20 protein-coding genes and 1 pseudogene are annotated in these 23440 nt (G+C 73.6%); 12 read left to right on the top strand and 9 right to left on the bottom strand.

Annotation, left to right across the window (positions count from 1 at the left end; all coding sequences use genetic code 11):
- Positions 1-118: 118 nt before the first annotated feature.
- The 4 genes from ABL57_RS04765 to ABL57_RS04750 form a co-directional block, all read right to left on the bottom strand.
- Positions 119-991: a serine hydrolase gene (locus tag ABL57_RS04765; protein ID WP_047802300.1), complete on the bottom strand. Its 873-nt coding sequence runs from the start codon at positions 989-991 to the stop codon at positions 119-121.
- Between the two features lie 167 nt (positions 992-1158).
- Positions 1159-2664 carry a tripartite tricarboxylate transporter permease gene (locus ABL57_RS04760; protein WP_047802299.1) on the bottom strand — a complete coding sequence of 502 codons (1506 nt, stop codon included), beginning with the start codon at positions 2662-2664 and terminating at the stop codon, positions 1159-1161.
- 1 nt (position 2665) lies between these two features.
- Complete coding sequence (locus tag ABL57_RS04755; protein WP_047802298.1) at positions 2666-3238, bottom strand: tripartite tricarboxylate transporter TctB family protein; 573 nt, start codon at positions 3236-3238, stop codon at positions 2666-2668.
- Positions 3238-4194: a tripartite tricarboxylate transporter substrate binding protein gene (locus ABL57_RS04750; protein WP_047802297.1), complete on the bottom strand. Its 957-nt coding sequence runs from the start codon at positions 4192-4194 to the stop codon at positions 3238-3240. Before ABL57_RS04750 ends, ABL57_RS04755 begins: the two co-directional genes overlap by 1 nt.
- 287 nt (positions 4195-4481) lie before the next feature.
- Between ABL57_RS04750 and ABL57_RS04745 the strand changes: the two genes are divergently transcribed.
- From ABL57_RS04745 to ABL57_RS04735, 3 genes are all read left to right on the top strand, one after another.
- Complete coding sequence (locus ABL57_RS04745; protein ID WP_047802296.1) at positions 4482-4841, top strand: universal stress protein; 360 nt, start codon at positions 4482-4484, stop codon at positions 4839-4841.
- Positions 4842-4844: 3 nt separating this feature from the next.
- Positions 4845-6095: an MFS transporter gene (locus ABL57_RS04740; protein WP_047802295.1), complete on the top strand. Its 1251-nt coding sequence runs from the start codon at positions 4845-4847 to the stop codon at positions 6093-6095.
- A 219-nt stretch (positions 6096-6314) separates the two neighbouring features.
- Positions 6315-7502 (top strand): heparan-alpha-glucosaminide N-acetyltransferase domain-containing protein, encoded by a 1188-nt coding sequence (locus ABL57_RS04735; RefSeq protein ID WP_047802294.1) that lies wholly within the window; start codon positions 6315-6317, stop codon positions 7500-7502.
- Positions 7503-7655: 153 nt separating this feature from the next.
- Here ABL57_RS04735 and ABL57_RS21685 read toward each other — a convergent pair whose 3' ends face one another.
- The 5 genes and pseudogenes from ABL57_RS21685 to ABL57_RS04715 all read right to left on the bottom strand — a co-directional run bounded on the left by ABL57_RS21685 (position 7656) and on the right by ABL57_RS04715 (position 12639).
- Positions 7656-8177 (bottom strand): cell wall metabolism sensor histidine kinase WalK, encoded by a 522-nt coding sequence (locus ABL57_RS21685; RefSeq protein ID WP_053004747.1) that lies wholly within the window; start codon positions 8175-8177, stop codon positions 7656-7658.
- Between the two features lie 9 nt (positions 8178-8186).
- Positions 8187-8252, bottom strand: a pseudogene (locus ABL57_RS22905) (hypothetical protein); the annotation flags it as partial.
- Positions 8253-9179: 927 nt separating this feature from the next.
- Positions 9180-9929: a response regulator transcription factor gene (locus ABL57_RS04725; protein ID WP_047802293.1), complete on the bottom strand. Its 750-nt coding sequence runs from the start codon at positions 9927-9929 to the stop codon at positions 9180-9182.
- 163 nt (positions 9930-10092) lie between these two features.
- On the bottom strand, positions 10093-11310 hold the full coding sequence (locus ABL57_RS04720; protein ID WP_082157224.1) for an MFS transporter: 1218 nt from the start codon (positions 11308-11310) through the stop codon (positions 10093-10095).
- 150 nt (positions 11311-11460) lie between these two features.
- Positions 11461-12639: an acyl-CoA dehydrogenase family protein gene (locus ABL57_RS04715; protein ID WP_047802292.1), complete on the bottom strand. Its 1179-nt coding sequence runs from the start codon at positions 12637-12639 to the stop codon at positions 11461-11463.
- A gap of 187 nt (positions 12640-12826) precedes the next feature.
- Between ABL57_RS04715 and ABL57_RS04710 the strand changes: the two genes are divergently transcribed.
- From ABL57_RS04710 to ABL57_RS04670, 9 genes are all read left to right on the top strand, one after another.
- Positions 12827-13630, top strand: a complete 804-nt coding sequence (locus ABL57_RS04710; RefSeq protein ID WP_053004745.1) for an enoyl-CoA hydratase/isomerase family protein — start codon at positions 12827-12829, stop codon at positions 13628-13630.
- A gap of 29 nt (positions 13631-13659) precedes the next feature.
- Complete coding sequence (locus ABL57_RS04705) at positions 13660-14823, top strand: TAXI family TRAP transporter solute-binding subunit (RefSeq protein WP_047802291.1); 1164 nt, start codon at positions 13660-13662, stop codon at positions 14821-14823.
- Entirely contained in the window at positions 14813-16813 is a 2001-nt protein-coding gene (locus ABL57_RS04700; protein WP_047802290.1) for a TRAP transporter permease, read from the top strand. The genes ABL57_RS04705 and ABL57_RS04700 overlap by 11 nt, the downstream gene beginning before the upstream one ends.
- A 15-nt stretch (positions 16814-16828) precedes the next feature.
- The gene (locus tag ABL57_RS04695; RefSeq protein WP_238985978.1) at positions 16829-17800 is read left to right on the top strand and encodes an enoyl-CoA hydratase/isomerase family protein; all 972 of its coding nucleotides are present in this window, start codon (positions 16829-16831) and stop codon (positions 17798-17800) included.
- A gap of 85 nt (positions 17801-17885) precedes the next feature.
- Positions 17886-18767, top strand: a complete 882-nt coding sequence (locus ABL57_RS04690) for a 3-hydroxyacyl-CoA dehydrogenase family protein (protein WP_047802289.1) — start codon at positions 17886-17888, stop codon at positions 18765-18767.
- Positions 18768-18813: 46 nt separating this feature from the next.
- Positions 18814-20028, top strand: coding sequence for a CaiB/BaiF CoA-transferase family protein (locus ABL57_RS04685; RefSeq protein ID WP_047802288.1), 1215 nt, complete (start codon positions 18814-18816; stop codon positions 20026-20028).
- Complete coding sequence (locus ABL57_RS22895; RefSeq protein ID WP_053004743.1) at positions 20025-20645, top strand: thioesterase family protein; 621 nt, start codon at positions 20025-20027, stop codon at positions 20643-20645. The genes ABL57_RS04685 and ABL57_RS22895 overlap by 4 nt, the downstream gene beginning before the upstream one ends.
- Complete coding sequence (locus ABL57_RS04675; protein ID WP_047802287.1) at positions 20642-22099, top strand: MFS transporter; 1458 nt, start codon at positions 20642-20644, stop codon at positions 22097-22099. Before ABL57_RS22895 ends, ABL57_RS04675 begins: the two co-directional genes overlap by 4 nt.
- Entirely contained in the window at positions 22096-23331 is a 1236-nt protein-coding gene (locus ABL57_RS04670; RefSeq protein WP_047802286.1) for an acyl-CoA dehydrogenase family protein, read from the top strand. Before ABL57_RS04675 ends, ABL57_RS04670 begins: the two co-directional genes overlap by 4 nt.
- Positions 23332-23440: the final 109 nt, after the last annotated feature.

Here is a 23440-nt window from a genome sequence, read left to right as displayed (position 1 = left end):
GGTGCGGCGCCGGAGTTTCCCTTCCGTAACGGTCGTGTTTAACCGCCCGGGGGCGGTCAGCGGGCCGCTGTCCGCCCGTCCGGTGCCCCGGCCCGCGGGGCCCCGGCGACGGGGGAGGTCAGGCGCGGGCGGGGTCGAGCAGCCACGTCTCGAGGGCGGCACCCGTGTCCCGGTACCAGGGCCGGGAGTCCTCGTAGCCCGCCCAGCCGTCCGTCATCACCACGACGACGTGCTCCCGGCCGTCCAGGGTGAGCAGGCCCGCGTCGTGGGAGACGTCCTCGAGCAGGCCGGTCTTGTGCGCGAAGGCCGTGCCCGGCGAGAACCCGGAGGGCAGGGCGTAGTCCAGCTGCTGGTCCTCCAGCAGCTGCCGGAAGAGGGCGGTGGAGGCGGGGGACAGCAGCTCGCCGCGGCGCAGGCGCTCCAGCAGCGCCGCGACGTCGGCCGGGGTGGTCGTCATGGCCACCCGGTCCGCGTCCCCGGTGTCCGGGTCGAAGGTCGTCGCCGGGAAGCCGTGCCGGTGCGCGAACTCCTCCAGCTCGGCCCAGCCGAGCCACCGGCCCAGGGCGGCGCCCGAGGGGTTGTCCGACCAGCTGATCATCGCGGCCAGCGCGGTCCCCACGGTCAGCGCGCTGCCCGGCACCGGGTCGTCGAGGGCGAGCTCGCCCCGGTCCACGCGCTCGAGCACGGCGTGGGCGACGAAGAGCTTGTAGAAGCTGGCGCTCGTGAACGGGCGGTCGGCGGCACGGGACGCCAGCTCGTCCCCGTCCGGGCCCAGCAGGACGAGGCCGAGCTCGCCGGGCACGCCGACGGCGAGCTGCTCGAGGTCGTCGGCGAGCGTGGGCTCCGCCGCGACCGCCCCGGCGTCCGTGGCGGTGCCGGCCCCCGGCTCCGCGGCGCATCCGGTGATCAGGAGCAGCGCGGTCAGCGCCGCCGCTCCCGCGGCGGGTCCGCGCGGCGGGAGCGGCGTGCTCGGGCGTCGTCGGTCGGGCACGGGGAGCTCCGATCCTGGAGGGCGGAATGGCCGCCCTCCAGCCTCCCCGCCCGTGGCCCCGGCCGCCAGACGCCGTTGTGGGGGCACCACGGGTGCCGCACAGCGCGCCGCCGCCCGCGTGCGGGACACGCGGGCGGCGGTGGTGGGAGGGGCGGGTGCCGGGGCGGTCACACGTCCCGGCGGGACCGGTTCACGATCTTGGAGCGCACGGTCAGCGCCAGCACGACGAACAGCAGGCCGTAGAGCACCAGCGGGATGGGCCCGGTCACGAAGATCGAGTAGTCGCCGTTGGAGGAGAGCAGGGCGTCGCGCATGCTCGTCTCGGCCAGCGGCCCCAGGACCATGCCGATCAGCAGCGGGGCCACCGGCACGCCGTGGCGGCGCATGACGAAGCCCAGCACGCCCAGGCCCAGCAGCAGCAGCAGGTCGAAGATCGCGCCCGAGGTCGCGTAGATGCCGAGGCCGCAGAACACCATGATGCCGGCGTACAGGTACTGGCTGGGGATCAGCAGCAGCTTGGCCCAGTACCGGGCGAAGGGCAGGTTGATGACCAGCAGCACGACCATGGCGATGAAGAAGCTGGCCAGCAGGGCCCAGACGAGCTCGGGTGCGCGGTCGAACAGCAGCGGGCCCGGCTGCAGGCCGTACTGCTGGAACGCCGCGAGCATGATCGCCGCGGTCGCCGAGACCGGCAGGCCCAGGGCCAGCAGCGCGCCCATGGCGGTGCCGGTGGTGGCGTTGCCGGCGGCCTCCGGGGCGGCCAGGCCGCGGATGGCGCCCTTGCCGAACATCGGGTTCAGGCGGCGGCGGTCGATGCGCCGCTCGAGGTCGTAGGACATGAAGGTCGGGACCTCGGCGCCGCCGACCGGGATGACGCCGAAGGGCAGGCCGATGGCGGTGCCGCGGGCCCAGGCCGGGGCGGCCTCCTTCAGCTCGGCCCGGGACAGGAACGGGCGCCCGCTGAACTTCATCTCGTGGGCCGCGGGGTCGCGCCGGATCCGGGAGGCCACGTGCAGCACCTCGCCCAGGGCCAGGACCGCCACGGAGACGGTGACCAGGGAGATCCCGTCGAACAGGTTCGGGGAGCCGTAGGTGAAGCGCTCCGAGCCGGAGATCGCGTCGATGCCCACCGTGGCGATGCCCAGGCCCAGCACCAGGGACGCCAGGCCCTTGGGCACGGAGTCGGAGACCACCGAGGAGGTCGCGACGAAGGCGAACAGGGCCAGGGCGAAGTACTCGGCCGGGCCGAAGTTCGCGGAGAAGTCGGCGAGCCGGGGCGCCAGGAAGACCACGACCACGGAGGCGACCATGCCGCCGATGAACGCGCCGATCGCGGCGGTGGCGAGGGCCTGCGGGGCCCGGCCGTCCTTGGCCATCTTGTGGCCCTCGAACGTGGAGGCGATCGCGGAGCCCTGCCCCGGGGTGTTCATCAGGATGGCCATGGTCGAGTCGCCGAACAGGCCGCCGAAGTAGACGCCGGCGAAGAGGATGAACGCCGCGGTGGGGTCCAGGGCGAACGTCATGGGCAGCAGCAGGGCCACGGCCATCGAGGAGCCCAGGCCGGGCAGCACGCCCACCGCGGTGCCGAGCAGACAGCCCACCACGACCCACAGGAGGTTCATCGGCGTCAGCGCGCCGGCGAACCCGTCCATCAACAGGTTGAGTGCGTCCATGTCAGAAACCGCCTCCCAGGAGGCCGGACGGGAGGCTCAGTCCCAGGCCGACCGTGAATGCCAGGTAGATCGCGCTGCTCACGAGCAGGGCGAGCGAGATGTCGAAGAGGGTCCGGCGGCTGCCGAAGCCACGGGCCACGGCCCAGAAGAGCAGCGCGGCGGCGAGGATCCAGCCCAGCAGCTCGATGCTGAGCGCGAAGGCCAGGAAGCCGCCCGCGCACCACAGCACCGCGGACCAGTCCGAGTGGGTCCGCCAGGTGCGCCCCGAGAGCTCCTCCGGGTGCTCGGGGTGGCGCAGGTAGTGGAGCACCAGCAGCGCGGACAGCACGTAGCCGGCGACCACCAGGATCAGCGGGTAGAAGGTGGGGCCGGGGAAGTCCGTGCCCTCCGGGATCTCCATGGTCAGGGTGCCGACCAGCAGGTAGGTGCTGAACGCGGCCACCACCGCGGGCACCACGAGGCCGCTGCGCCCGCTCCACCAGGACTTCTGCGTCTCCGGCCCGGCCCACGGGGGCTGCGTGCCGGTCTGGTGCTCTCCCGCCGCGGCGGTGTGCGAGGACGTGGGGGTGCTCATCAGGAGATCTCCTCTACCAGCATGGCGATGCGCTCCTGCTCCGAGGCCAGGAACTCGTCGAACTCCTCGCCCGCGAGATACACCTCGGTCCACTTGTTGCGCTCGATGGCCTTCTGCCACTCCGGGGTGGCCACGGACTCCTCGAGCAGCGTGCGCAGCTCGGCGAACTCCTCGTCGGTGATCCCCGGCGGGGCCAGCACCGCGCGCCAGTTCGCCAGGTCCACCTCGTATCCCTGCTCGGTGAGGGTCGGGATCTCCACGCCCTCCAGGCGCTCCGGGGCGGCCATGCCCAGGGCCTTCAGGCGGCCGGCCTCGATCTGGTCCGCGACGTCCATGTAGCCGGAGGTCGCCGCGTCCGCGGTGCCGGTGATCAGCGCCTGGGTGGCCTCGCCGCCGCCGGACTTGGGGATGTAGGTGGTCTCGGACGGCTCGATGCCGGCCGCGAGCGCGAGCTCGGTCATCACGAGCTGGTCGAAGGTGCCGCCCCCGGTCCAGGCCACCTCGGCAGGGTTCGCCCGCCAGGCCTGCACGAGCTCGTCGATCGTCTCGTAGGGCGAGTCGGCGGGGACCACGACGACGTCGTACTCCTCGACCACCCGGGCGATCGGGCGCACGTCGTCGTGCGTCACGGCGGAGTCCAGCTGCGCCACCCCGGCGACGAGCCCGGCGCCGGTGACCATCAGGGTGTTCGCCTGGCCCTCCATGGTGGAGAGCTGGCCCAGGCCGATGGTGCCCGCCGCGCCCGGGATGTTGACCACCTGGGTGTTGTTCACCAGGCTGTTGGCCCGCATCGCCTGCTGCTGCTCCCGCATGAAGGTGTCCCAGCCGCCGCCGGCACCGGCCGGGGCGATGAGCGTCAGGTTCGAGCGGATGTCCGAGCCCGCGGTCGCGGACTGGAAGGAGAAGAAGGCGGCCAGGCCGATCACTGCGGCGGCCACGATGCCGTAGACGGCCATGACGACCGGGTGCTTGCGGCGGGTGCCGGACCGGGTCTGATCTGGTGGTGAACTCACGGGATCAACTGTCCTTGGTCGAGGATGGGGAACACGGGGCTCTGGACGAGCCGCTCACCCGACGATAAGTGACCCCCGTCACGTGGCCGGCGTTGATCGCGCTTTCGTGCGTACTGATCGTTGTGCAGGTTCTGCGCATTCTGCTCACGCCCGGAGAGATGCGCGTCACAGGTTCGGCCGTAGGGTGGACCTCGCTCTGTCCGTCCACCCCACCCACCACGGAGGCCCCCATGACCGTCGTCGTTGCCCGTACCAGCACCCCCGAGGGCGGGGCCGCGCTCGCGGCCTCCATCGAGGAGGCCCGGCGCCGCCAGGAGGACCTGCTGGTCTTCAACCTCGAGGGCGCCCAGCTCGACCCCGAGGGCAGCGAGCTCGACGGCGTGCCGGTCACCTTCCGCACGCCCGACGCCCGCAACCGGGACGCCGTGGGCGAGCTGCTCGACGCCGCCGAGCAGGTGGACGCCTCCGCCGTGGTGATCGGCGTGAAGCACCGCAGCCCCGTGGGCAAGCTGCTGCTCGGCAGCGCGGCCCAGCAGATCCTGCTCGAGGCCAACGCCCCGGTGATCGCGGTCAAGCCCCGGCGCGACTGAGGGATGCCGGCGTCCTCGGGGCCGCGCTCCGGGGCCTGGCTGTGGTTCCTCGTGGCCGGTGCTCTGCTCACGCAGACCGCGCTGAACCTGGTCCGGCCCGTCACCACCTACAAGCTGCTCGCCCTGGACGCCGACTCGGTGACGGTCGGGCTGGTCACGGCCGCCTACGCGGTGCTGCCCCTGGCCACCGCGATGTGGCTGGGGCGGATGACCGACCGGGTGCGGGACCTGCGGACCATGGTGATCGCCGGCGCCCTGGTCCTGGCCCTCGGGGCCATGGGCCTGGCGGTGGCTCCCACTGTGGCCCTGGTCGCCGCGGCGAGCGCCCTGCTGGGGATGGGGCACCTGCTGTTCACCATCGCGGGGCAGTCCGCGGTCGCCCGGTTCTCCCCGGAGGACCAGCTGGACAAGGGCTTCGGCTGGTTCACCGCCGCGTTCTCCGCAGGGCAGCTGCTGGGTCCGCTGCTGGCCGGCCTGCTGCTGGGCACGGGCAGCGACGTCGCCTCCCCCCAGCGGGTCGCCGACATCACCCTGTCGCTGTGGATCGGGGCCGGCCTGTCCCTGCTCGTGGTGCCGCTGATGCTCCTGCGCCTGCGCGCGACGGGCGCGGAACGCGGCCGGGCCCGGCCCGACGACGCCGCGCCCGGTCCCGCCACCGGGGAACTGGAGGTGGTCCAGGACCCGGTGCCGCGGGCCTCGATGGTGCGGATCCTGCGGGTGCCGGGGATCCCGTCCCACATGCTGGCCTCGCTGGCCCTGCTGGCGATGCTCGACATCCTCACCGCGTTCCTGCCGCTGGTGGGGGAGCGGGCGGGGATCTCCCCGGCGTGGGTGGGCGTGCTCCTGGCCGTGCGCGGCGGCGCGTCGATCCTCTCCCGCGTGCTGCTGCCGTGGCTCGCCCACCGCATGTCCCGGAGGGCCCTGCTGCTGGTGAGCCTCTACGGCGCCGGCCTGGCCCTGGCCGCGCCTCCCCTGGTGATCACCGTGCCGTGGCTGGCGGCGCTGTGCCTGTTCGTGGGCGGGTTCTGCCTGGGGCTGGGGCAGCCGATCACCATGACGCTGGTGTCCACCGCGGTGCCGTCCGCGTGGCGGGGCTCGGCCCTGGCGGTCCGGCTCGTCGGCAACCGGGTGGGGCAGGTGGCCATGCCCCTGCTGGCCGGGCTGGTCGCGGCGCCGCTGGGCCCGGCCGGAGCCATCTGGTCCACCTGTGCGGTGCTGCTGGTCAGCGGGCTGGAGAAGTCGGCGCGGCGGTAGGCCGGCGCACCGGCCCGTCCGGGCGGGCCGCCTCGACAGCCGCGGCACAGGATCGCCACAACGGCGGCACAATCGTGCCTGGTCGGATGGAGGACGAGGGCCCGAGGGCCCGGGCCGGCGGGCCGCACCCGCCGGTACGTCCGACCGAAGGAACGCACCAGCATGGTCAACGTCCACCACCCTGTCCCCGGGGCGCCGCCGTCAGCAGAGGGGCCGGGGATGCCCCTGCTCCGGAAGCCGCGGCTCGTGGGGGTGGACGCCGCACGGGGGCTGGCCCTGATCGGGATGATGTCGATCCACATCCTGCCCGCCTGGAACCCCGAGACCTACGAGCCCACCCTCCAGTGGCAGCTGTTCGCCGGCCGGGCCGCCGCCCTGTTCGCCCTGCTCGCCGGGGTGGGCCTGGGCTTCTCCTCCGGCGGGCGCACGCCCCACCGGGGCCGGGCGATGACCGGCGACCGCGCAGGGCTGCTCGTCCGAGCTGTGCTGATCACCGCGCTCGGGCTGCTCGTCAACCAGGTGATGCCGGAGGACCCGCCCGCCTACGACATCCTGCTGTACTACGGGATGTTCTTCCTGCTGGCCGTCCCCTTCCTGCACCTGCCCGCCCGGACCCTGTTCGTCCTCGCCGGGGTGGCTGCCGTGGCCGGGCCCGTGCTGATGCAGGCGCTGCGGGGCGTGCTCCCCGCGCAGGAGACCTACAACCCCACCCTCACCGGGGTGCTGTCCGACCCCGGGACCGTGCTCTCCCAGGTGCTGCTCACCGGCACCTACCCGGCGGTCCCGTACCTGACCTACCTGCTCGCGGGAATGGGCATCGGCCGGCTCAACCTGCGGTCGCTGCACGTCCAGGCCCGCCTGCTCGGGACAGGCCTGGTCCTGGCCGTGGGGGCGTGGCTGGTCTACTGGGTGCTGATCCTCCGGTCCGGCGGCTACGACCGGCTGATGAGCTCCACCCCCTGGCTGGGTGAGGACGGGATCGACGAGATCATCGTCTGGGGCCCCGACCCCGTCCTGCCCGACACGTCGTGGTGGTGGCTGCTGATCCCCGGTCCGCACACGAACACACCGGTGGCTCTGCTGTACGACCTCGGCTCCGGCGCGGCCGTGCTGGGGGGCCTGCTCCTGCTCGCGCGCGTCATCGGCGCGTGGCTGCTGCCCCTGAGCGCCATGGGCTCCATGACCCTGACCCTCTACACGGCGCACCTGCTGGCCCTGGCCGCCATGCTGCACTACGAGGTGCCCCTGCTGTGGTTCCTCATCCACGCCGGCGTCGCCGCCCTGTTCGCGGTGGCGTGGCAGCGCGCCTACGGGCGGGGTCCGCTCGAGCGCGTCGTCGCCCGGGTGGCCGGCGCCGCGCGCGGCCGCGTCCTGGCCCCCGGGCGCCGGGTCCGCTCCGGGCGGTGAGCCAGGCCCGGGCGGTGGGGCCGGCGAGTCACGGCGGGGTCGCCCATCGGCCGTCCCCGCCCGGGTGGCCGGCGCCGGATGTTCTCGGCGGGCAGTGCCGGCCGGGCCGCCGGATCGGCGAGCACGTCGACGACGTCGACCGGCGGACGCGGGTCAGGCGGTGTGCAGCGGCAGGCGGACGGTGAAGAGGGTGCGGCCGGGGCGGGAGTCCACGGTGACGTCCCCGCCGTGGGCGGTGACCACGGAGCGGACGATGGACAGACCCAGTCCGGTGCTGCCCTCCCGGGAGGTGCGGGAGTTGTCCAGGCGGCTGAAGCGCTCGAAGAGCTGGTCCTGGAACGCCGCCGGGATGCCCGGGCCCTCGTCGAGCACGCCGGCCCGGGCCCACCCGTCGTCGGTGGTGCTGACCGTGGCGGTGACCGCGGTGCCGGCCGGGGTGTGCTTGCGGGCGTTGGAGAGCAGGTTGGCCAGCACCTGGCCCAGCTGGGCGGCGTCGGCGCGCACCGGCACGGGCCCGGCGGGGACGTCCAGGAACCAGCAGTGGTCGGGCCCGGCGGCGGAGGCGTCGGTGAGGGCCTCGGCCATGAGCTCGGCCAGGTCGGTCTCACGCAGCTGCGGGGGCCGGCCCTCGTCCAGGCGGGCGAGCAGCAGCAGGTCCTCCACCAGGGCGGTCATCCGCAAGGTCTGCTGCTCGACCCGGGTCAGGGACGCCCGGCCGTTGTCCGTGAGAGGCTCGGTCAGCCGGAGCATGTCGGTGTAGCCGCGCACCGCGGCCAGGGGGGGTGCGCAGCTCGTGGGAGGCGTCGGCGACGAACCGGCGCAGCCGGGTCTCGGAGCGCTGGCGGGCGGCCAGGGCGGAGTCGACGTTGTCCAGCAGGCTGTTCAGGGCGTGGCCGACCTCCCCGACCTCGGTGCCGGGCTCGGCCAGGCCCCGCGGCACCTGCTGGTCGGCCAGCGACACCTCCCCGGAGGCCAGGGGCAGGCGGGCGACGCGGGCGGCCGCGGCCGAGACCTGCTCCAGCGGCCGCAGCGACCGGCGCACCACCACCGTGCCGGCCACCGCCGTGGTCAGCAGCGCCAGGACGCTGCCGCCGGCCATGGTGGCCACCAGCTCTCCGACGGTCTCGTCCACGGACGCGGTGGGCAGCCCGACCACGAGCACCTGCTCGGTGCCCCTGCGGGTCCGGGCGACCGACTCCACCCGGTACTCGCCCACCGACAGCTCCACCGTGGTCAGCCGGCCCTGCTCCGTGCCCACGGAGCGGGCCCGGTCCCCGAAGCCGCGCTCGTCCGGGGTCTCGGCCTCGAAGGCGCCCGCCGTGCGCAGGGCCTCGACGTCCGCCTCGGGCAGCGGCTCGGCCTCCCCGGACTCGGCCCGGTAGGACGCCGCGCTCAGCTCGCCCTCCTGGACGGCCACCACCAGCACGCCCACCGGCTGACCGGGGGCGTCGAGCGGATCCCGGTCCTGGGGCCCGTCGGGGCGGGTGAAGGTGATCGCGCGGCCGGTGGCCTGGCGCAGGGACCCGTCGAGCCGTTCGGCGAGGTCCTGGCGGGTCAGCTCCACGATGGTCGCGCCGAGCACGAGCAGCACCACCGCCAGGATCGTCAGGACGCCGGCGATCAGCCGGGTGGCCAGGCGGCGGCGGGGGGCCGGTGCGGTGCGGTGGCCGGCCGCCATCAGGGGGCGGGCTTGATGACGTAGCCGGCCCCGCGCACGGTGTGGATCATCGGGGCGCGGCCGGCGTCGATCCGCTTGCGCAGATAGGAGATGTAGAGCTCCACGATGTTGGCCTGCCCCGAGAAGTCGTAGTGCCACACCGCGTCCAGGATCTGCGCCTTGGACAGCACCCGGCGCGGGTTCTCCATCAGGTAGCGCAGCAGCTCGAACTGCGTGGCCGTCAGCTCGACCGGCGCGCCGGCCCGGGTGACCTCGCGGCTGTCGATGTTCAGCACGAGGTTGCCCACCACCAGGGTGGCGCTGTCCTGGGCGGCGGCGCCGGAGCGCTGGACCAGCCGGTGCAGCCGGATCAGCACCTCCTCGATCGAGAAGGGCTTGGTCACGTAGTCGTCCCCGCCCGAGGCCAGCCCCTCGATCCGGTCCTCGACGCTGTCCTTGGCCGTGAGGAACAGCACCGGCACCTCCGGGAAGGACTGGCGGATCCTCGACAGGACCTGCAGCCCGTCGAGTCCCGGCAGCATCCGGTCCAGCACGAGCACGTCCGGGGCGAACTCCCGGGCCTGGGTCACGGCGTCGTAGCCCTCGTGGGAGATCCTCGCCTCCCAGCCGCACATGCCCACGCCCATGGCCACGAGGTCGGCCAGGGCGGGCTCGTCGTCCACGACCAGGGCGCGGATGGGCGATCCGTCCGGGTGGGTCAGGCGGGGCAGGACCTCGGTGAGGACGGTGAAGCTGGAGGCGTAGGACATGGCGGGCTCCCGGTTCCGGGCGGACGGCGGTGACGGTCCCACTCTGCGCCACCAGCGTAGGCGCAGCTCCTGTGCAAGCTGTGTCTCAGCTGTGTCGTGGTGCGCCCGGCCCCGGTCGATCCAGGGACGGGAGGCACGGGCTTCCGAGGGCGGAGCGCGGGGCTCAGCCCGCCGGGAGCGACTGCTGCCGGCGCCGCTGGACGGCGTAGGAGAGGATGAGCAGCCCGGCCAGGGCCAGGCCCACGCCCACCCCGGCCGGGGCGCGGTAGCCCCACCCGGCGGAGATCACGGCCCCGCCGAGGAAGGCGCCCACGGCGTTGGCCAGGTTGAAGGCCGCGTGGTTCATGGCGGCGGTGAGGGAGGGGGCGTCCTTGGCCTCGCGCAGCAGGCGCACCTGCAGGGAGGTCGTGAAGATCGAGCCCATGATGCCGATCCACAGCGCGCCGATCACGGCCGCCGCCGGGACGTGGACGAACAGCGCGAAGAAGGCCAGGGCGAGCCCCGAGACGGCGCCGGCGCCCAGGGCGGTCCTCTCGATCGAGCGGTCCACCAGCGGGCCGGCCAGCAGGGAGCCCACGGTCATGCCCACGCCGAACACGGCCAGCACCCACGGGACGGTGCCGATGTCCAGGCCGGAGAGCTCGGTGAGGGTGGGGGAGATGTAGGTGTAGACCGCGAACATCCCGCCGAAGCCCACGGAGCCGGCCAGCAGCGTCAGGGCCACCTGCGGGCGGGCCAGGGCCCGGATCTCCTGGGCCGGGGAGGCCATGCCCTCGTTGCGCGTGCGCGGGACCCAGAGGGCCAGCGCCGCCACGGTCAGGGCGCCCAGCAGCACCACCAGCAGATAGGCGGAGCGCCAGCCCAGGGCCCCTCCGAGGGCCGCCGCGAACGGCACGCCCACGATGTTGGCGATCGTCAGTCCGAGCATCACCCGGGCCACCGCGGTGCCGCGCCGATCGCGCGCCACCAGGGAGGAGGCCACCACCGCGGCCACCCCGAAGTAGGCCCCGTGCGGCAGCCCGGAGAGGAACCGGGCCACGAACAGCCACTCGAGGGAGGGCGCGGCCGCGGAGAGCCCGTTGCCCACGACGAACGTGAGCATCAGCCCCAGCAGCAGCGTCTTGCGCTCCACCCGGGCGGCGAGCGCCGTGATCAGCGGTGCGCCCACCACCACGCCCAGCGCGTAGAGGGAGATGGACTGGCCCACGGCCGGGATCGAGGCGCCGAGGTCCTCGGCGATGAAGGGCAGCAGGCCCATCGAGGCGAACTCGGTGGTGCCCACGCCGAATCCGCCCATGGCCAGGGCGAAGAGCGCGAGGCGGGTGCCGGCGGGACCGGGGGCGTTGACCACCTGGAGCAGAGCGGTGCGGGGTGCGGACACGGAGGGACCTTCCGGAGGGCGGCGGTTCGGGCGACGAGCGCGTCATCGAGCCCGCGACGGAGTGGCGGAACTCTCGATGCTACGCGTGCGTCCCCGGGGCCTCCCAGGGCTTCCGGTGTGATCTTCGTCAGTCCGCCCGGCGGCGGGTGCTCAGCGGAAGGCCGCGTGCCCGGTCAGGTGCTGGCCCAGGATCAGGGTGTGCACCTCGTCGGTGCCCTCGTAGGTGCGCACGGACTCCAGGTTGTTGGCGTGCCGCAGCGGGGAGTGGTCGAGGGTGACCCCGTTGCCGCCCAGCATCGTCCGGGCCTCCCGGCACACCTCGATCGCCACCCGGCAGTTGTTGAGCTTGCCCGCGGAGATCATGTGGTTCTCCAGCCGGCCCTCGTCCTTGAGCCGTCCGATGCGCAGGGCCAGCAGCTGTCCCTTCTGGATCTCCAGGGCCATGTTCACCAGCTTCTGCTGGGAGAGCTGGTAGGCCGCCAGGGGCTTGTCGAACTGGATGCGCTGCTGCGCGTAGGCCAGGGCGGCCTCGAAGCTGTCGCGCGCGGCGCCCAGGGCGCCCCACACGATGCCGTAGCGGGCCTCGTTGAGGCAGGAGAAGGGGCCCCGCAGCCCGGGGTTCTCCGGCAGGAGCGCGTCGGCCGGGAGCCGCACGTCCTCGAGGGTGATGTCGCACTGGACGGAGGCGCGCATCGACAGCTTCGGCTCGATCGGGACGGCCGTGAACCCGGGGGTGCCGGTGGGCACCAGGAAGCCCCGGACCCGCGCCTTCCCGCTCTCGTCCACGGCCTTGGCCCAGATCACGGCCACGTGGGCGATGGAGGCCAGGCCGATCCAGCGCTTGGCGCCGTTGAGCACCCACTCGTCGCCCTCGCGCACCGCGGTGGTCGCCATCGTGGAGGGGTCGGAGCCGGCGGTGGGCTCGGTGAGCCCGAAGCAGCCGATGATCTCGCCGGCGGCCATGCCGGGCAGCCAGCGCTGCTTCTGCTCCTCGGAGCCGTGCTTGGCGATCGCGGACATCGCGAGCGAGCCCTGCACGGAGACGAACGTGCGCAGCCCGGAGTCCCCGGCCTCGAGCTCCTGCATCGCGATGCCGTACTGCACCGCGGACCTCCCCGCGCACCCGTAGCCCTGGATGTGCATGCCCAGCAGACCCAGCTGCGCCATCTCGGGCACGATCTCCTGCGGGAAGACGGCGTCGGCGTACCACCCGGCGATGTTCGGGCGGATCCGGCGGTCCACGAACTCGCGGACGCTGTCGCGGGTCTCGAGCTCCTCGGGGCCGAGGTCCGCGTCGACGTTGAGCAGATCGGTCGCGGCGGCGGTCATGGGTCCTCCTGGGGTGCGGGTGTGCGGCGGGTGCCTCTGTCGAGGATGTCGTACGTGTGACCGGGGCAACACCCACGTCCTCATATTTCCTTCATAGGTATCACTGGGGCACGGATTAGGTATTTGAGGTTTCACAGTGGGTCTGCAAATGTGATGTGCACTACACCCCGACGTTCGGAGGACCCCCGTGCCGGAGCCGCACTCCACCGCCCTCGAGGCCCCGCCGCAGGTGCGCGTCGAGCGTGCCGGCGCCGTGGCCGTCGTGACCCTGGACGACGAGCGCCGCCGCAACGTGCTCGGTGCCGAGCTGCGCGACCGGCTGCGCGCCGTCCTGGCGGAGCTCGCGGTGGACCCCGCGGTGGGCGCCGTGGTGCTCACCGGCGCGGGCGGCTGCTTCAGCGGCGGCGGGGACCTCGCCTCGATGCCCCCGGCCGGCCCCGCGGAGGCGGCCGGCCGGATGGCGGAGATCGCGGGCCTCGTGCGGCAGCTGGCCGCGCTGGACAAGCCCGTCGTCGCCGCGGTGAGCGGACCCGCCGCCGGTGTGGCCGTCGGTCTCGTGTGCCTCTGCGACGTCGTGGTGGCCGGGGAGTCCGCCCGGTTCCTGTTCCCCTTCACCCGCCTCGGGCTGGTTCCCGACGGGGGCCTGGTGCACTCGCTGGCCCAGCGCGTGGGCCCCGGGCGGGCCCGGGCGGTCCTGCTCGAGGGCGCGCCGGTGGGTGCGCGGGACGCCCTGGCCGCCGGGCTCGCCGACCGCGTGGTGGCGGATCCCGGCGTGCTGGACGCCGCGATCGCCGCAGCACAGGACCTCGCGCAGCGGGCGCCGCTGGCGGTCGCCGCGCTCAAGCGGGGCCTGCGGGAGTCCTCCGGCTCCCTCGGGGCGGCCCTCGCCTTCGAGCGGGAGCACCAGCCCGCGCTCTTCGGGACCGCCGACTTCCGGGAGGGCAAGCAGGCCTTCCTCGAGCGGCGCGAGCCCTCCTTCTCCGGGCGCTGAGCGCCCCCACCGCACGACGAAAGGCCGTCATGAGGACAACGAGAACACGGTTCGCCGCCCTGGGCGCCGTCGCCCTGCTGGGCCTGACCGGCTGCGGCGCCGCCGTCGGGGAGGAGCCGGTGGGCCCCAACGGGCTGCCGCAGCAGCTGGTGTGGTCCACCTACAACGTGGGCACCGGCACGTACAACGACCTCGCGGCGATCGCGAACACGCTCACCAACGAGGAGGGCGTGCAGGTGCGCCTGATGACCGCGGACACCGGCATCGGCCGGCTGGCCCCGCTGGTCAACGGCACCGTGGACTACTCCCGGGCCGGGGACGAGTACTACTACGCCTTCGAGGGCGACTACGAGTACGCCAGCCCGGAGTGGGGGCCCCAGGACCTCCGGATGGTGTGGGCGCCGCTGGGCAACTACGGCCTGCTGGTGCGCGAGGACAGCGGGATCGACTCCTTCGCCGACCTGGAGGGCAAGCGGTTCCCGGAGCTGACCGCCAACACCTCGATCAACAACAAGATGGAGGGCTTCCTCAACTACGGCGGCCTGACCGGGGAGGACGTGCAGAAGGTCCCCGTCTCCTACGGCGAGCAGATCGCCGCTCTGGAGGCCGGGCAGATCGACGCCCTGTACCAGAACGTGGTGGGCTCCAACATCGACGAGCTCGCCTCCACGCACGACGTGAAGTGGCTGGGCTTCGACGACCCGGACCCGGCCCGCTACGAGACCTGGGAGGAGCTCATGCCCATGGTCTCGGTCGGCGAGGTCACCGACGGCGCCGGGATGGAGAAGGGCGAGAGCGCCCGCGTGCTCGAGTACACGATCCCGCTCACCACCCTGGCCTCCCGGGACGCCGACGAGGTCTACCACCTCGTGAAGTCGATGGTGGAGCACTACGAGCGCTACGGGACCACCACCCCGGACACCCACCGGTTCTCCTTCGACGCCGTCCTGAAGGAGCCTCTCGTGGTCCCGTTCCACGAGGGCACCGTGCGCTACTTCGAGGAGCGCGGCGTGTGGACCGAGGAGCTCGAGCGGAAGAACCAGGAGCTCGTCGAGCGCGGCGAACGGATGCGGGAGGGGTGGCCCGGCGTCGTCGAGTCCTCCTCGGAGGAGACGCTCGCTCAGGACTGGGCGGAGTGGAAGAAGACCGAGCTGGACACCGAGCCGACCGAGGGGACCGACGATGAGAACTGACACCCGGGTGACGACCCCGTGGCGGGCCGCCGTGATCGTGCTGACCGTCCTGGGCGTGCTGCTGGCCATGAACCAGGTCTTCTTCTGGAACGTGGGCGGGCTGTCCCTGCTCACCAACTCCTACCTCTATCTGATCCTGGCCGCCTTCCTGCCGGTCGTGTTCATCGTCAACCCGCTGCGCAAGGTGCCCCTGGCCGCGAAGGTCGGGGCCGGCCGGGACGACGACGACGCACCCGTGCCGCACGAGTCCCCGGTCCGCTGGTACGACGTGCTGCTCATGGTGGTCGCGGCGGCGGTGTGCGTGTACTTCGCGGTCAACGGCACCCGGATCAAGAACTTCGGCTGGGAGTTCATGGCGCCGACCACGGCCACGGTGGCCGCCTTCGTGCTGTGGCTCGTGGTCCTGGAGGCCCTGCGCCGCACCGGCGGGACGGTGGTCACCGTGATCGCCCTGCTCTTCTCGCTCTATCCGCTGGTCGCCGAGAACCTGCCGATCGGGGTGCTGCAGGGCGTGACCTACGACCTGCCCACGCTGGCGCAGGTGCACATCATGGGCGCCGAGGGCGTGCTGGGCCTGCCGATCCAGACCGCGGCGACCATCCTCGTGGGCTTCCTGGTCTTCGGCGTGGCCCTGCAGCACACCGGCGGCGCGGACTTCTTCCACAACCTGTCGATGTCGATCTTCGGCCGCTACCGCGGCGGCTCCGCCAAGGTGTCCGTGGCCAGCAGCGCCGCGATGGGCATGATGAGCGGCAGCGCGGTGTCCAACGTGCTGACCACCGGGCCCATGACCATCCCGGCCATGAAGCGCTCCGGGTTCAGCCCCACCTACGCCGGCGGGATCGAGGCCACGGCCTCCTCCGGCGGGTCCATCACCCCGCCGATCATGGGCACCGCGGCCTTCCTGATGGTCTCCTTCGTGGGGGTGCCCTACACGGAGATCCTGGTGGCCGCCACCATCCCCGCCGTCCTGTACTTCCTGGGCATCTACCTGCAGGTCGACGGGTACGCGGCCCGCAAGGGGCTGAAGGGCGTGCCCGTGAGCATGCTGCCCCGGACCCTCGCCACCCTGGTGCAGGGCTGGCCCTACGTCCTGGCGCTGGCCCTGCTCACCGGGATGCTGTTCCTCACCGGCTCCGAGGCGCAGGTGCCCTACTGGGTGATCCTGGTGCTGCTCGTGGTGGCCGTCCTGCGCCCGGGCCAGACGTTCGGCCTGCGGGAGTTCACCGACTTCCTGGTCGACTCCGGCCGGACGCTGGGCAACATCATCGGGATCATCGCCGGAGTGGGCCTGATCGTCGGCGGGCTCACCGCTACCGGCGTGAGCCTGTCCCTGGCCCGCGAGCTGGTCTCGCTGGTCGGCGACAACGTGGTGCTCATCCTCATCGCCGGCGCGGTCACCTGCTTCGTCCTCGGGATGGGCATGACGATCTCCGCCGCCTACGTGTTCCTGGCGATCGTCATGGTCCCGGCGGTGATCGACCTCGGGGTGAACCCGCTCGCGGCGCACCTGTTCGTCATCTACTGGGCGTCCGTCTCCTACATCACCCCGCCCGTGGGCCTGGCCGCCTTCGCCGCGGCGGGCCTGGCCAAGGCCCCCGCCATGGCCACCAGCGTGGCGGCCATGAAGCTGGGCGCGGTGAAGTACATCGTCCCGTTCGGCTTCGCCCTCAACCCGGCGCTGGTCGCCCAGGACTCGCCCGGGCGAATCCTGCTGGCCTTCGCGCTGAGCGTCGTGGGCGTCTACGCCCTGGCCTCGGCGATCGAGGGCTGGACGGTCGGCTTCGACCGCCGGATGCCCGCGCTGTTCCGGGTCGCCGCGGCCGTCGGCGGGTTCCTGCTCTTCCTGCCCACCCCGCTCACCGCCGTCGTCGGCCTGGCCCTCGTGGCCGGGAGCGTGCTGCTGACCTTCCTCACCGTGAGGACCGGGCCCACCGACGACGACGCCCCTGCGGCCCGGGCCGATGCGCCCGTCACCGCGAACGCCTGACCGGAAGGACCAGCCATGAGCGAGACCACCACGGACACGACCACCGGCACGGCCGCGGACACCACCACCGGCACGGACGCCGGCACGACCACCGGCGCCGACCCAGCCGCGGACACCACCACCGGCACGACCACCGGCGCCGACCCGGCCGCGGACACCACCACGGGCACCGGAGCGGACACCAGCACCGGCACGGACGCCGGCATCGAGACGGGGACGGGCACCGTCGTCGTCGAGCTGCGGGGCCGCGTCGCCGTCGTCACCGTGACCCGGCCCGAGGTGCGCAACGCCCTGAACGTCGGGGTGCTGGACGGGATCGAGGCCGCCCTCGACGCGTGCGAGCGGCGGGCCGACGTCGACGCGGTCGTCTTCACCGGCGCGGGGGAGAAGTCCTTCGTGGCCGGCGCGGACATCTCCCAGCTGGTCGGCTACACGCTGCAGGACGGGCTGCGGGCCCGGATGCAGCGCCTCTGGGACCGGATCCAGGACCTCGAGCTGCCCACGATCGCCGCCGTCAACGGCGTGGCCCTGGGCGGGGGCAACGAGCTGGCGATGTCCTGCGACATCCGGATCGCCGCCGACCGCGCCCGGTTCGGGCTGCCCGAGGCCGGCCTCGGCATCCTCCCGGGCGCCGGCGGCACCCAGCGACTGTCCCGGCTCGTGGGCCTGGGCCGGGCCCAGGAGATGATCCTCACCGGCCGGATCATCGACGCCGAGGAGGCCCTGCGGATCGGCCTGGTCACCAGCGTGGTGGCCCCCGAGGAGCTGCTGGACGCCGCGCTCGGCACCGCGGGGACGATCCTGGCCAAGGGGCCGCTGGCCGTGCGCCTGGCCAAGCTCGTGGTGCGCGGCGGCGCCGAGACGGACCAGCGCACCGGGCTGCTGCTGGAGCGCCTGGCCCAGTCCCTGCTCTACGCCGCCGACGAGAAGGCCGAGGGCGCGAGCGCCTTCCTGGAGAAGCGGCCCGCGCGCTTCCGCGACGCCTGAGACACCCCACGGCCGGCACCACGGCCGAACCCACCGACCACGATCCACCACCCGAGGCCCCGCGCGGCCTCTCGAAGGAGCCACCATGAACCCCCAGCCGAGCATCGACGCCGTCCACGACGTCCTCGTGGTGGGATCCGGGGCCATGGGCACCCAGATCGGGGCGGTCTTCGCCCTGGCCGGCTATCCCGTCACCACCAGCGACCTCGACCCCGCCGCCCTCGAGCGGTCCCGGGACGAGGTGCACCGCCGCCTCGACCGGCTCGCCGAGAAGGGCCGCCGCAGCCGCGAGGAGGTCGACGCCGCCCTGGCCCGGATGGCCTACACCACCGACTCACTGGAGGCCGCCCGCACCGCCGACTTCGTGCTCGAGGCCGCCGTGGAGCGGCTGGACATCAAGCGGCAGCTCTTCGCCGACCTGGACGAGGCCGCCCCCGAGCACGCGATCCTGGCGACCAACTCCTCCACCATCCCCTCCTCCCTGCTGATGGACGCCACCGGGCGCGGGGACCGGGTGTGCAACATGCACTTCTTCAACCCGGCGCTGGTCATGGCCTGCGTCGAGGTGGTGCGCAACCCGCTGACCTCGGACGCGACCGTGGAGACCACCCTCGAACTGGCCCGCCGGCTCGGCAAGCAGCCGGTGCGGCTCAACCAGGAGGTGCCCGGCTTCGTGGCCAACCGCCTGCTGGGGGCCCTGCGGGACGAGGCGCTGCGGCTGGAGGCCGACGGCGTGGCCGGCTTCGAGGACATCGACGTGGCCGCCCGCACCGCCCTGGGCCACCCCATGGGCCCCTTCGAGCTCATGGACCTGGTGGGCATCGACGTGTCCTACCTGATCCGCCTGTCCGAGCACGAGCAGAGCGGGGACCCCGCGGACCTGCCGCACCCCTCCGTGCAGAAGCTCTACGAGCAGGGCCGCTACGGCCGCAAGACCGGCCGCGGCTGGTACGAGTACGCCGGCTGAGCCGCCACCCGCGCGCCGCACCCACCGAACCACGAGGAGAGACGACATGAGCCAGTTCGAGGACCTGCGCGTCCTGCAGGAGATCTTCGGCCGCCCCGGCACCGGCCCGCTCGCCGGGGTGGTGGTCGCGGACCTCAGCCGGGTGCTCGCCGGGCCCTACTGCACCATGCTCCTGGCGGACATGGGCGCCACCGTGATCAAGGTGGAGTCCACCGCCGGGGACGACGCCCGTGCGTGGGTGCCGCCGCACCGGGACGGGGAGAGCACCTTCTTCCTCTCGGTCAACCGGAACAAGCACTCGATCGCCCTGGACTTCGCCGACCCGGAGCAGCTCCAGGTCGTGGAGCAGATCGTCGCCCGGGCGGACATCCTCGTGGAGAACTTCAAGCCCGGCGGGCTGGCCCGCTACGGCCTCGACTACGAGAGCGTCAGCGCGTGGCGCCCGGACCTCGTCTACGCCTCGATCACCGGCTTCGGCACCGCCGGCGGCGCGGACCTGCCCGGCTACGACCTGCTGGCCCAGGCCCTCTCCGGGATGATGAGCCTCACCGGCAGCCAGGACGGTGAGCCGTACCGGGCCGGCGTTGCCCTGTTCGACGTCATCACGGGCCTGCACGCGGCCACCGGCATCCTGGGCGCCTTCCACGAGCGCCAGGCCTCCGGTGCGGGCCAGCACGTGGAGCTGAACCTGCTCACCTCGGCCCTGTCCGGGCTGGTCAACCAGTCCGCCGCCTACGTGGCCGGCGGCAGCGTGCCCACCCGGATGGGCAACGAGCACCCCAGCCTCTACCCCTACGAGCCGTTCCCCGCCCGGGACAAGGACATCGTCATCGCCGTGGGCAACAACGGGCAGTTCGCCCGGCTCTGCCGGTGCCTCGGGGCCCCGGAGCTGGCCGAGGACGAGCGGTTCCGCACGGTCTCCGCGCGCAACGCGAACCGGGTGGAGCTGCGCCGGCTGATGATCGAACGGCTCGCCGCCCGGGACGCCGAGGACTGGTTCGAGCGGCTCAAGGCCGTGCAGGTGCCCTGCGCCCCGATCCTCGGGGTGGACGAGGGCGTCCGGTTCGCGGAGGGGCTCGGCCTGGACCCGGTGGTCCTCGCCGGGTCCGGGGACCGCGAGATCCCCACGGTCCGCCACCCGGTGGAGTTCAGCCGCACCCCGGTCGACTACACGCAGGCCCCGCCGCGGCTCGACGGCGACCGGGACCGGGTCCTGGCCTGGCTCGAGCGCGGGCGGCCAGCGGTCCGGAAGGCGTCATGAGCGCCGTGCACCGCACCGTGCTGCCCGTGCGCTGGTCCGACCAGGACCTCAACCGGCACGTCAACAACGCCCGCGTGGTGACCCTGATCGAGGAGGCCCGGCTCTCGGCCGTCGCCGCCTGGCTGGGGGAGGACGGCGTCCCGGACCCCGCCCGCCCCCGGGTGGTGGTGTCCCTGTCCCTGGACTACCTGCGGCCCATCGACCACGGCCCGGAGCTCACCGCCCACGTCTGGGTGGCCCGGCTCGGCCGCTCCTCCTACACCGTGGCCTACGAGCTGCGCCAGCACGGCCGGGCCGCGGCCCGGGCCCGCACCGTGCTCGTGCAGACGGACCCGGCCACCGGACGGTCCGTGCCGCTGCCGGAGGGGGTGCGCACGGTCCTGGAGGGCCTGGTCGTCCCGGACCCGGACCCGGACCCGGAGCAGGATCCGGAGCGGTCCTCCGGGGCGGACCCGGACCCGGAGCGCGGCCCAGCACCGTCCCCGGGATCGGAGCCGGCCCGGGAACCGGAGCAGCGGGCCGCAGCGGTCCGGGAGTCCGAGCCGGCCCCGGGGACGGGGCTCGGGCCGGCGCCGGATCCCGCCCCGGTGCCGGGCTCCGTGACCGCACGTGCATGAGCGCCGCGGCGGGGCCCGGACGGGGCGCGGGGCGGATCGCCTATCCGGCGCTGCTGGCCACCACCGCGCTGGGGACCATGTCCTCGAACGTCATCAACGCCCCGCTGTGGGTGATCCGCACGGATCTGGGCATGACGGCCCAGCAGTCCGTCCTGGCCGTGAGCGCCTTCACGATCGCCATGGCCACGGCGGTGCCGCTGGCCGGCTGGCTCGGCGACCGGCTCGGGGTGAAGGTCTTGCTCATCGCAGCGCTCGGGGTGATGGTGCTCGCGGAGCTCACGGCGGCCTCGGCCACCGGCCTGGAGACCCTGGTCTCCGCCCGCGCGGTGCAGGGCGCGGCGTGCAGCGCGATCCCGCCGTGCGTGCAGGCCGCCCTCGTCAGCACCTGGCCGGAGCGCACGGCGCAGACCATGGGCGCGTGGGCCTCGGCCATCGGCGTGGGCCAGGCCGTGGGGCCGCCCTTCGGCGGGCTCCTCACCGAGGCGCTGGGCTGGCGCTGGGTCTTCCTCGTGCACGCCGGGCTGGTGCTCGTGCTGATGGCCCTGCTCGCGGCGTCCATGCCGAAGGTCGGGCGGCGCCGCCCGCCCATGCACGTGGCCGCGATGGCCTGGCTCGTGGTGGGCGGCGGCTCCACGGCCACCGCCGTGCTGCTGGCCGGGCAGACCGGCCCGTGGACCGCGGTGGCGCTGCTCGCGGCCTGCGCGGTGCTCGGCTGGTGGCTGTTCGCCCACCTCTCCCGGCGCCGGGCCCGCCGGTCGGCGGCGGACGGCACGGCGCCCCGGCCCCTGCTGGACCCCGCCCTGCTGCGGGACCCGGCCTACCTCACGGCCGCGGCCGGGGCGGGGCTGGCCATGGGGACCCTGGCGGTGGCCATCGTGGCCGTGCCGCTGTTCCTCGGCGCCGAGCTGCGGCTGGGCCCGGCGCAGATCGGCGTCGTGGTCTTCACGCTCGCGCTCGCGATGACGGCCACCGGCCCCGCCGCCGCGCGGATCGGCCGGCGGCTGGGCAGCCGGGTGCAGCTGGGCCGCGGCGTCGCGCTGGTCGTGCTGGCCGCCCCCGTGGTCACCGTGGCCATGGCGACCTCCGGACTGGGCGTGGCCCGCTGGGTGGTCGTGTCCCTGGTGGTGCTGGGCCTCGTGCTCGCCGGGATCGGCATCGCCCTCGCCCAGAGCGCGGCGGCCACGGAGCTCGTCCTCTCGCCCGCCGGCCGCTCCGGCGCCGCCGTGGGCATCCACAACATGATCCGCTTCCTCTCCATGGCCGCCGGCTACTCCGCGGTCTCCCTGGCCTGGGCCACCGGCGCCTCCCTGTTCGTCTTTCCCGCGCTCGCCGTGGCCGCCCTGGGCCTGCTCCTGCTGCTGCGGGTCACCCGGGGCCCTGAGCCGGCCCCGGCGCCCCCGCCCCTTCCCACCACCGCGGGTCCTGCGACCCGCCGACGAAAGGACCGACCATGACCACCACCTCCAGCGCTCCCTCGACCGCGTCCCCGGAGGCCGTTCCCGCCGGCGCCGCGACCTCCGACTACTTCCGGCTCGACGACGACCTCAGCCCCGAGGAGATCGCCGTGCGAGACCGCGTGCGCGCCTTCGCCGAGCAGCAGGTGCTGCCCCTGATCAACGACTACTGGGAGCGCGCCGAGTTCCCGTGGGAGCTGCTGCCCGGCCTGGCCGAGCTGGGCATCATCGGCACCACCATCCAGGGCCACGGCTGCCCGGGGATGAGCCGGAAGGCCGCCGGGATGGTCGCCCGCGAGATGGCGCGGGTGGACGGCAGCATCAACACGTTCCTGGGCGTGCACGGCAACCTGTGCATGGGCGCGCTGAACATGCTCGGGTCCGAGGAGCAGAAGGACCGCTGGCTGCCGGCCATGGCCCGGCTGGAGAAGACCGGGGCGTTCGCCCTCACCGAGCCCGAGCACGGCTCCGACTCGGTGGCCCTGGAGACCACCGCCCGCCGGGACGGGGACTGCTGGGTGATCGACGGGCACAAGCGCTGGATCGGCAACGGGCACGCGGCCGACGTCGTCGTGCTGTTCGCGCGCAGCACCGAGGACGGGAAGGTCAACGCCTTCGTCGTCGAGAAGACCGACGCCGGCGAGCACCCGGCCGGCTACCGGCCCGAGGTCATCACCGGCAAGGTCGGCAAGCGGGCGATCCAGCAGGCCGACATCGTGCTGGAGGGCCTGCGGGTGCCCGCGGCCAACCGGCTGGAGCACTGCCGGTCCTTCAAGGACGTCTCCCGCGTGCTGCAGGCCACCCGCGGCGGCGCCGCCTGGGAGGCCGTGGGCCACGCGATGGCCGCGTTCGAGATCGCCGCCGACTACGCCTCCCGCCGCAAGCAGTTCGGCCACGCGATCGGCAGCTACCAGCTCGTGCAGTCCCGGCTGGCGAACATGCTCAGCGAGCTCACCGCCATGCAGCTGCTGTGCAACCGGATGGCCGAGCTCGCCGACCGGGGGCAGCTGTCCAACGCGCAGGCCTCGATGGTGAAGATGGCCACCGCGCAGAAGGGCAAGTGGATCTGCAACGAGGCCCGCGACCTGCTCGCCGGCAACGGGCTGCTGCTGGAGAACCACGTCATCCGGCACATGACGGACATGGAGGTCGTCTCCACCTACGAGGGCACCGACTTCATCCAGGCGCTGCTCGTGGGCCGGGACATCACCGGGATCTCGGCCTTCAGCTGAGCCGCCCGGCACGGGGCCACGGTGGCGGAGTCCCCGGCGGCGCGGCCCCGTGCCGTGGCCCGGTGCCGTGTCCCCCGGCGCACCCGGTGTCGTGTCCCCCGAGCGGGGG

It is taken from the genome of Kocuria sp. SM24M-10 (genome assembly GCF_001027955.1).
Classification (GTDB): domain Bacteria; phylum Actinomycetota; class Actinomycetes; order Actinomycetales; family Micrococcaceae; genus Kocuria; species Kocuria oceani.
The sequence above is the reverse complement of the archived record's forward strand: the minus strand, read 5'-3'. Positions and strand labels throughout refer to the sequence as shown.

Coding starts and splice junctions, on each gene's coding strand:
- ABL57_RS04750 (WP_047802297.1), bottom strand. CDS start 4,194: ATGGCCGTCTACGGCATCGTGGCCGCCGCAGTGATCGGCCTGGCCGCC.
- ABL57_RS04670 (WP_047802286.1), top strand. CDS start 22,096: ATGACCACCACCTCCAGCGCTCCCTCGACCGCGTCCCCGGAGGCCGTT.
- ABL57_RS04755 (WP_047802298.1), bottom strand. CDS start 3,238: ATGAGCACCCCCACGTCCTCGCACACCGCCGCGGCGGGAGAGCACCAG.
- ABL57_RS04690 (WP_047802289.1), top strand. CDS start 17,886: ATGAACCCCCAGCCGAGCATCGACGCCGTCCACGACGTCCTCGTGGTG.
- ABL57_RS04695 (WP_238985978.1), top strand. CDS start 16,829: ATGAGCGAGACCACCACGGACACGACCACCGGCACGGCCGCGGACACC.
- ABL57_RS04740 (WP_047802295.1), top strand. CDS start 4,845: ATGCCGGCGTCCTCGGGGCCGCGCTCCGGGGCCTGGCTGTGGTTCCTC.
- ABL57_RS04685 (WP_047802288.1), top strand. CDS start 18,814: ATGAGCCAGTTCGAGGACCTGCGCGTCCTGCAGGAGATCTTCGGCCGC.
- ABL57_RS04675 (WP_047802287.1), top strand. CDS start 20,642: ATGAGCGCCGCGGCGGGGCCCGGACGGGGCGCGGGGCGGATCGCCTAT.
- ABL57_RS04745 (WP_047802296.1), top strand. CDS start 4,482: ATGACCGTCGTCGTTGCCCGTACCAGCACCCCCGAGGGCGGGGCCGCG.
- ABL57_RS04700 (WP_047802290.1), top strand. CDS start 14,813: ATGAGAACTGACACCCGGGTGACGACCCCGTGGCGGGCCGCCGTGATC.
- ABL57_RS04705 (WP_047802291.1), top strand. CDS start 13,660: ATGAGGACAACGAGAACACGGTTCGCCGCCCTGGGCGCCGTCGCCCTG.
- ABL57_RS22895 (WP_053004743.1), top strand. CDS start 20,025: ATGAGCGCCGTGCACCGCACCGTGCTGCCCGTGCGCTGGTCCGACCAG.
- ABL57_RS04760 (WP_047802299.1), bottom strand. CDS start 2,664: ATGGACGCACTCAACCTGTTGATGGACGGGTTCGCCGGCGCGCTGACG.
- ABL57_RS04725 (WP_047802293.1), bottom strand. CDS start 9,929: ATGTCCTACGCCTCCAGCTTCACCGTCCTCACCGAGGTCCTGCCCCGC.
- ABL57_RS04735 (WP_047802294.1), top strand. CDS start 6,315: ATGCCCCTGCTCCGGAAGCCGCGGCTCGTGGGGGTGGACGCCGCACGG.
- ABL57_RS04715 (WP_047802292.1), bottom strand. CDS start 12,639: ATGACCGCCGCCGCGACCGATCTGCTCAACGTCGACGCGGACCTCGGC.
- ABL57_RS21685 (WP_053004747.1), bottom strand. CDS start 8,177: ATGACCGCCCTGGTGGAGGACCTGCTGCTGCTCGCCCGCCTGGACGAG.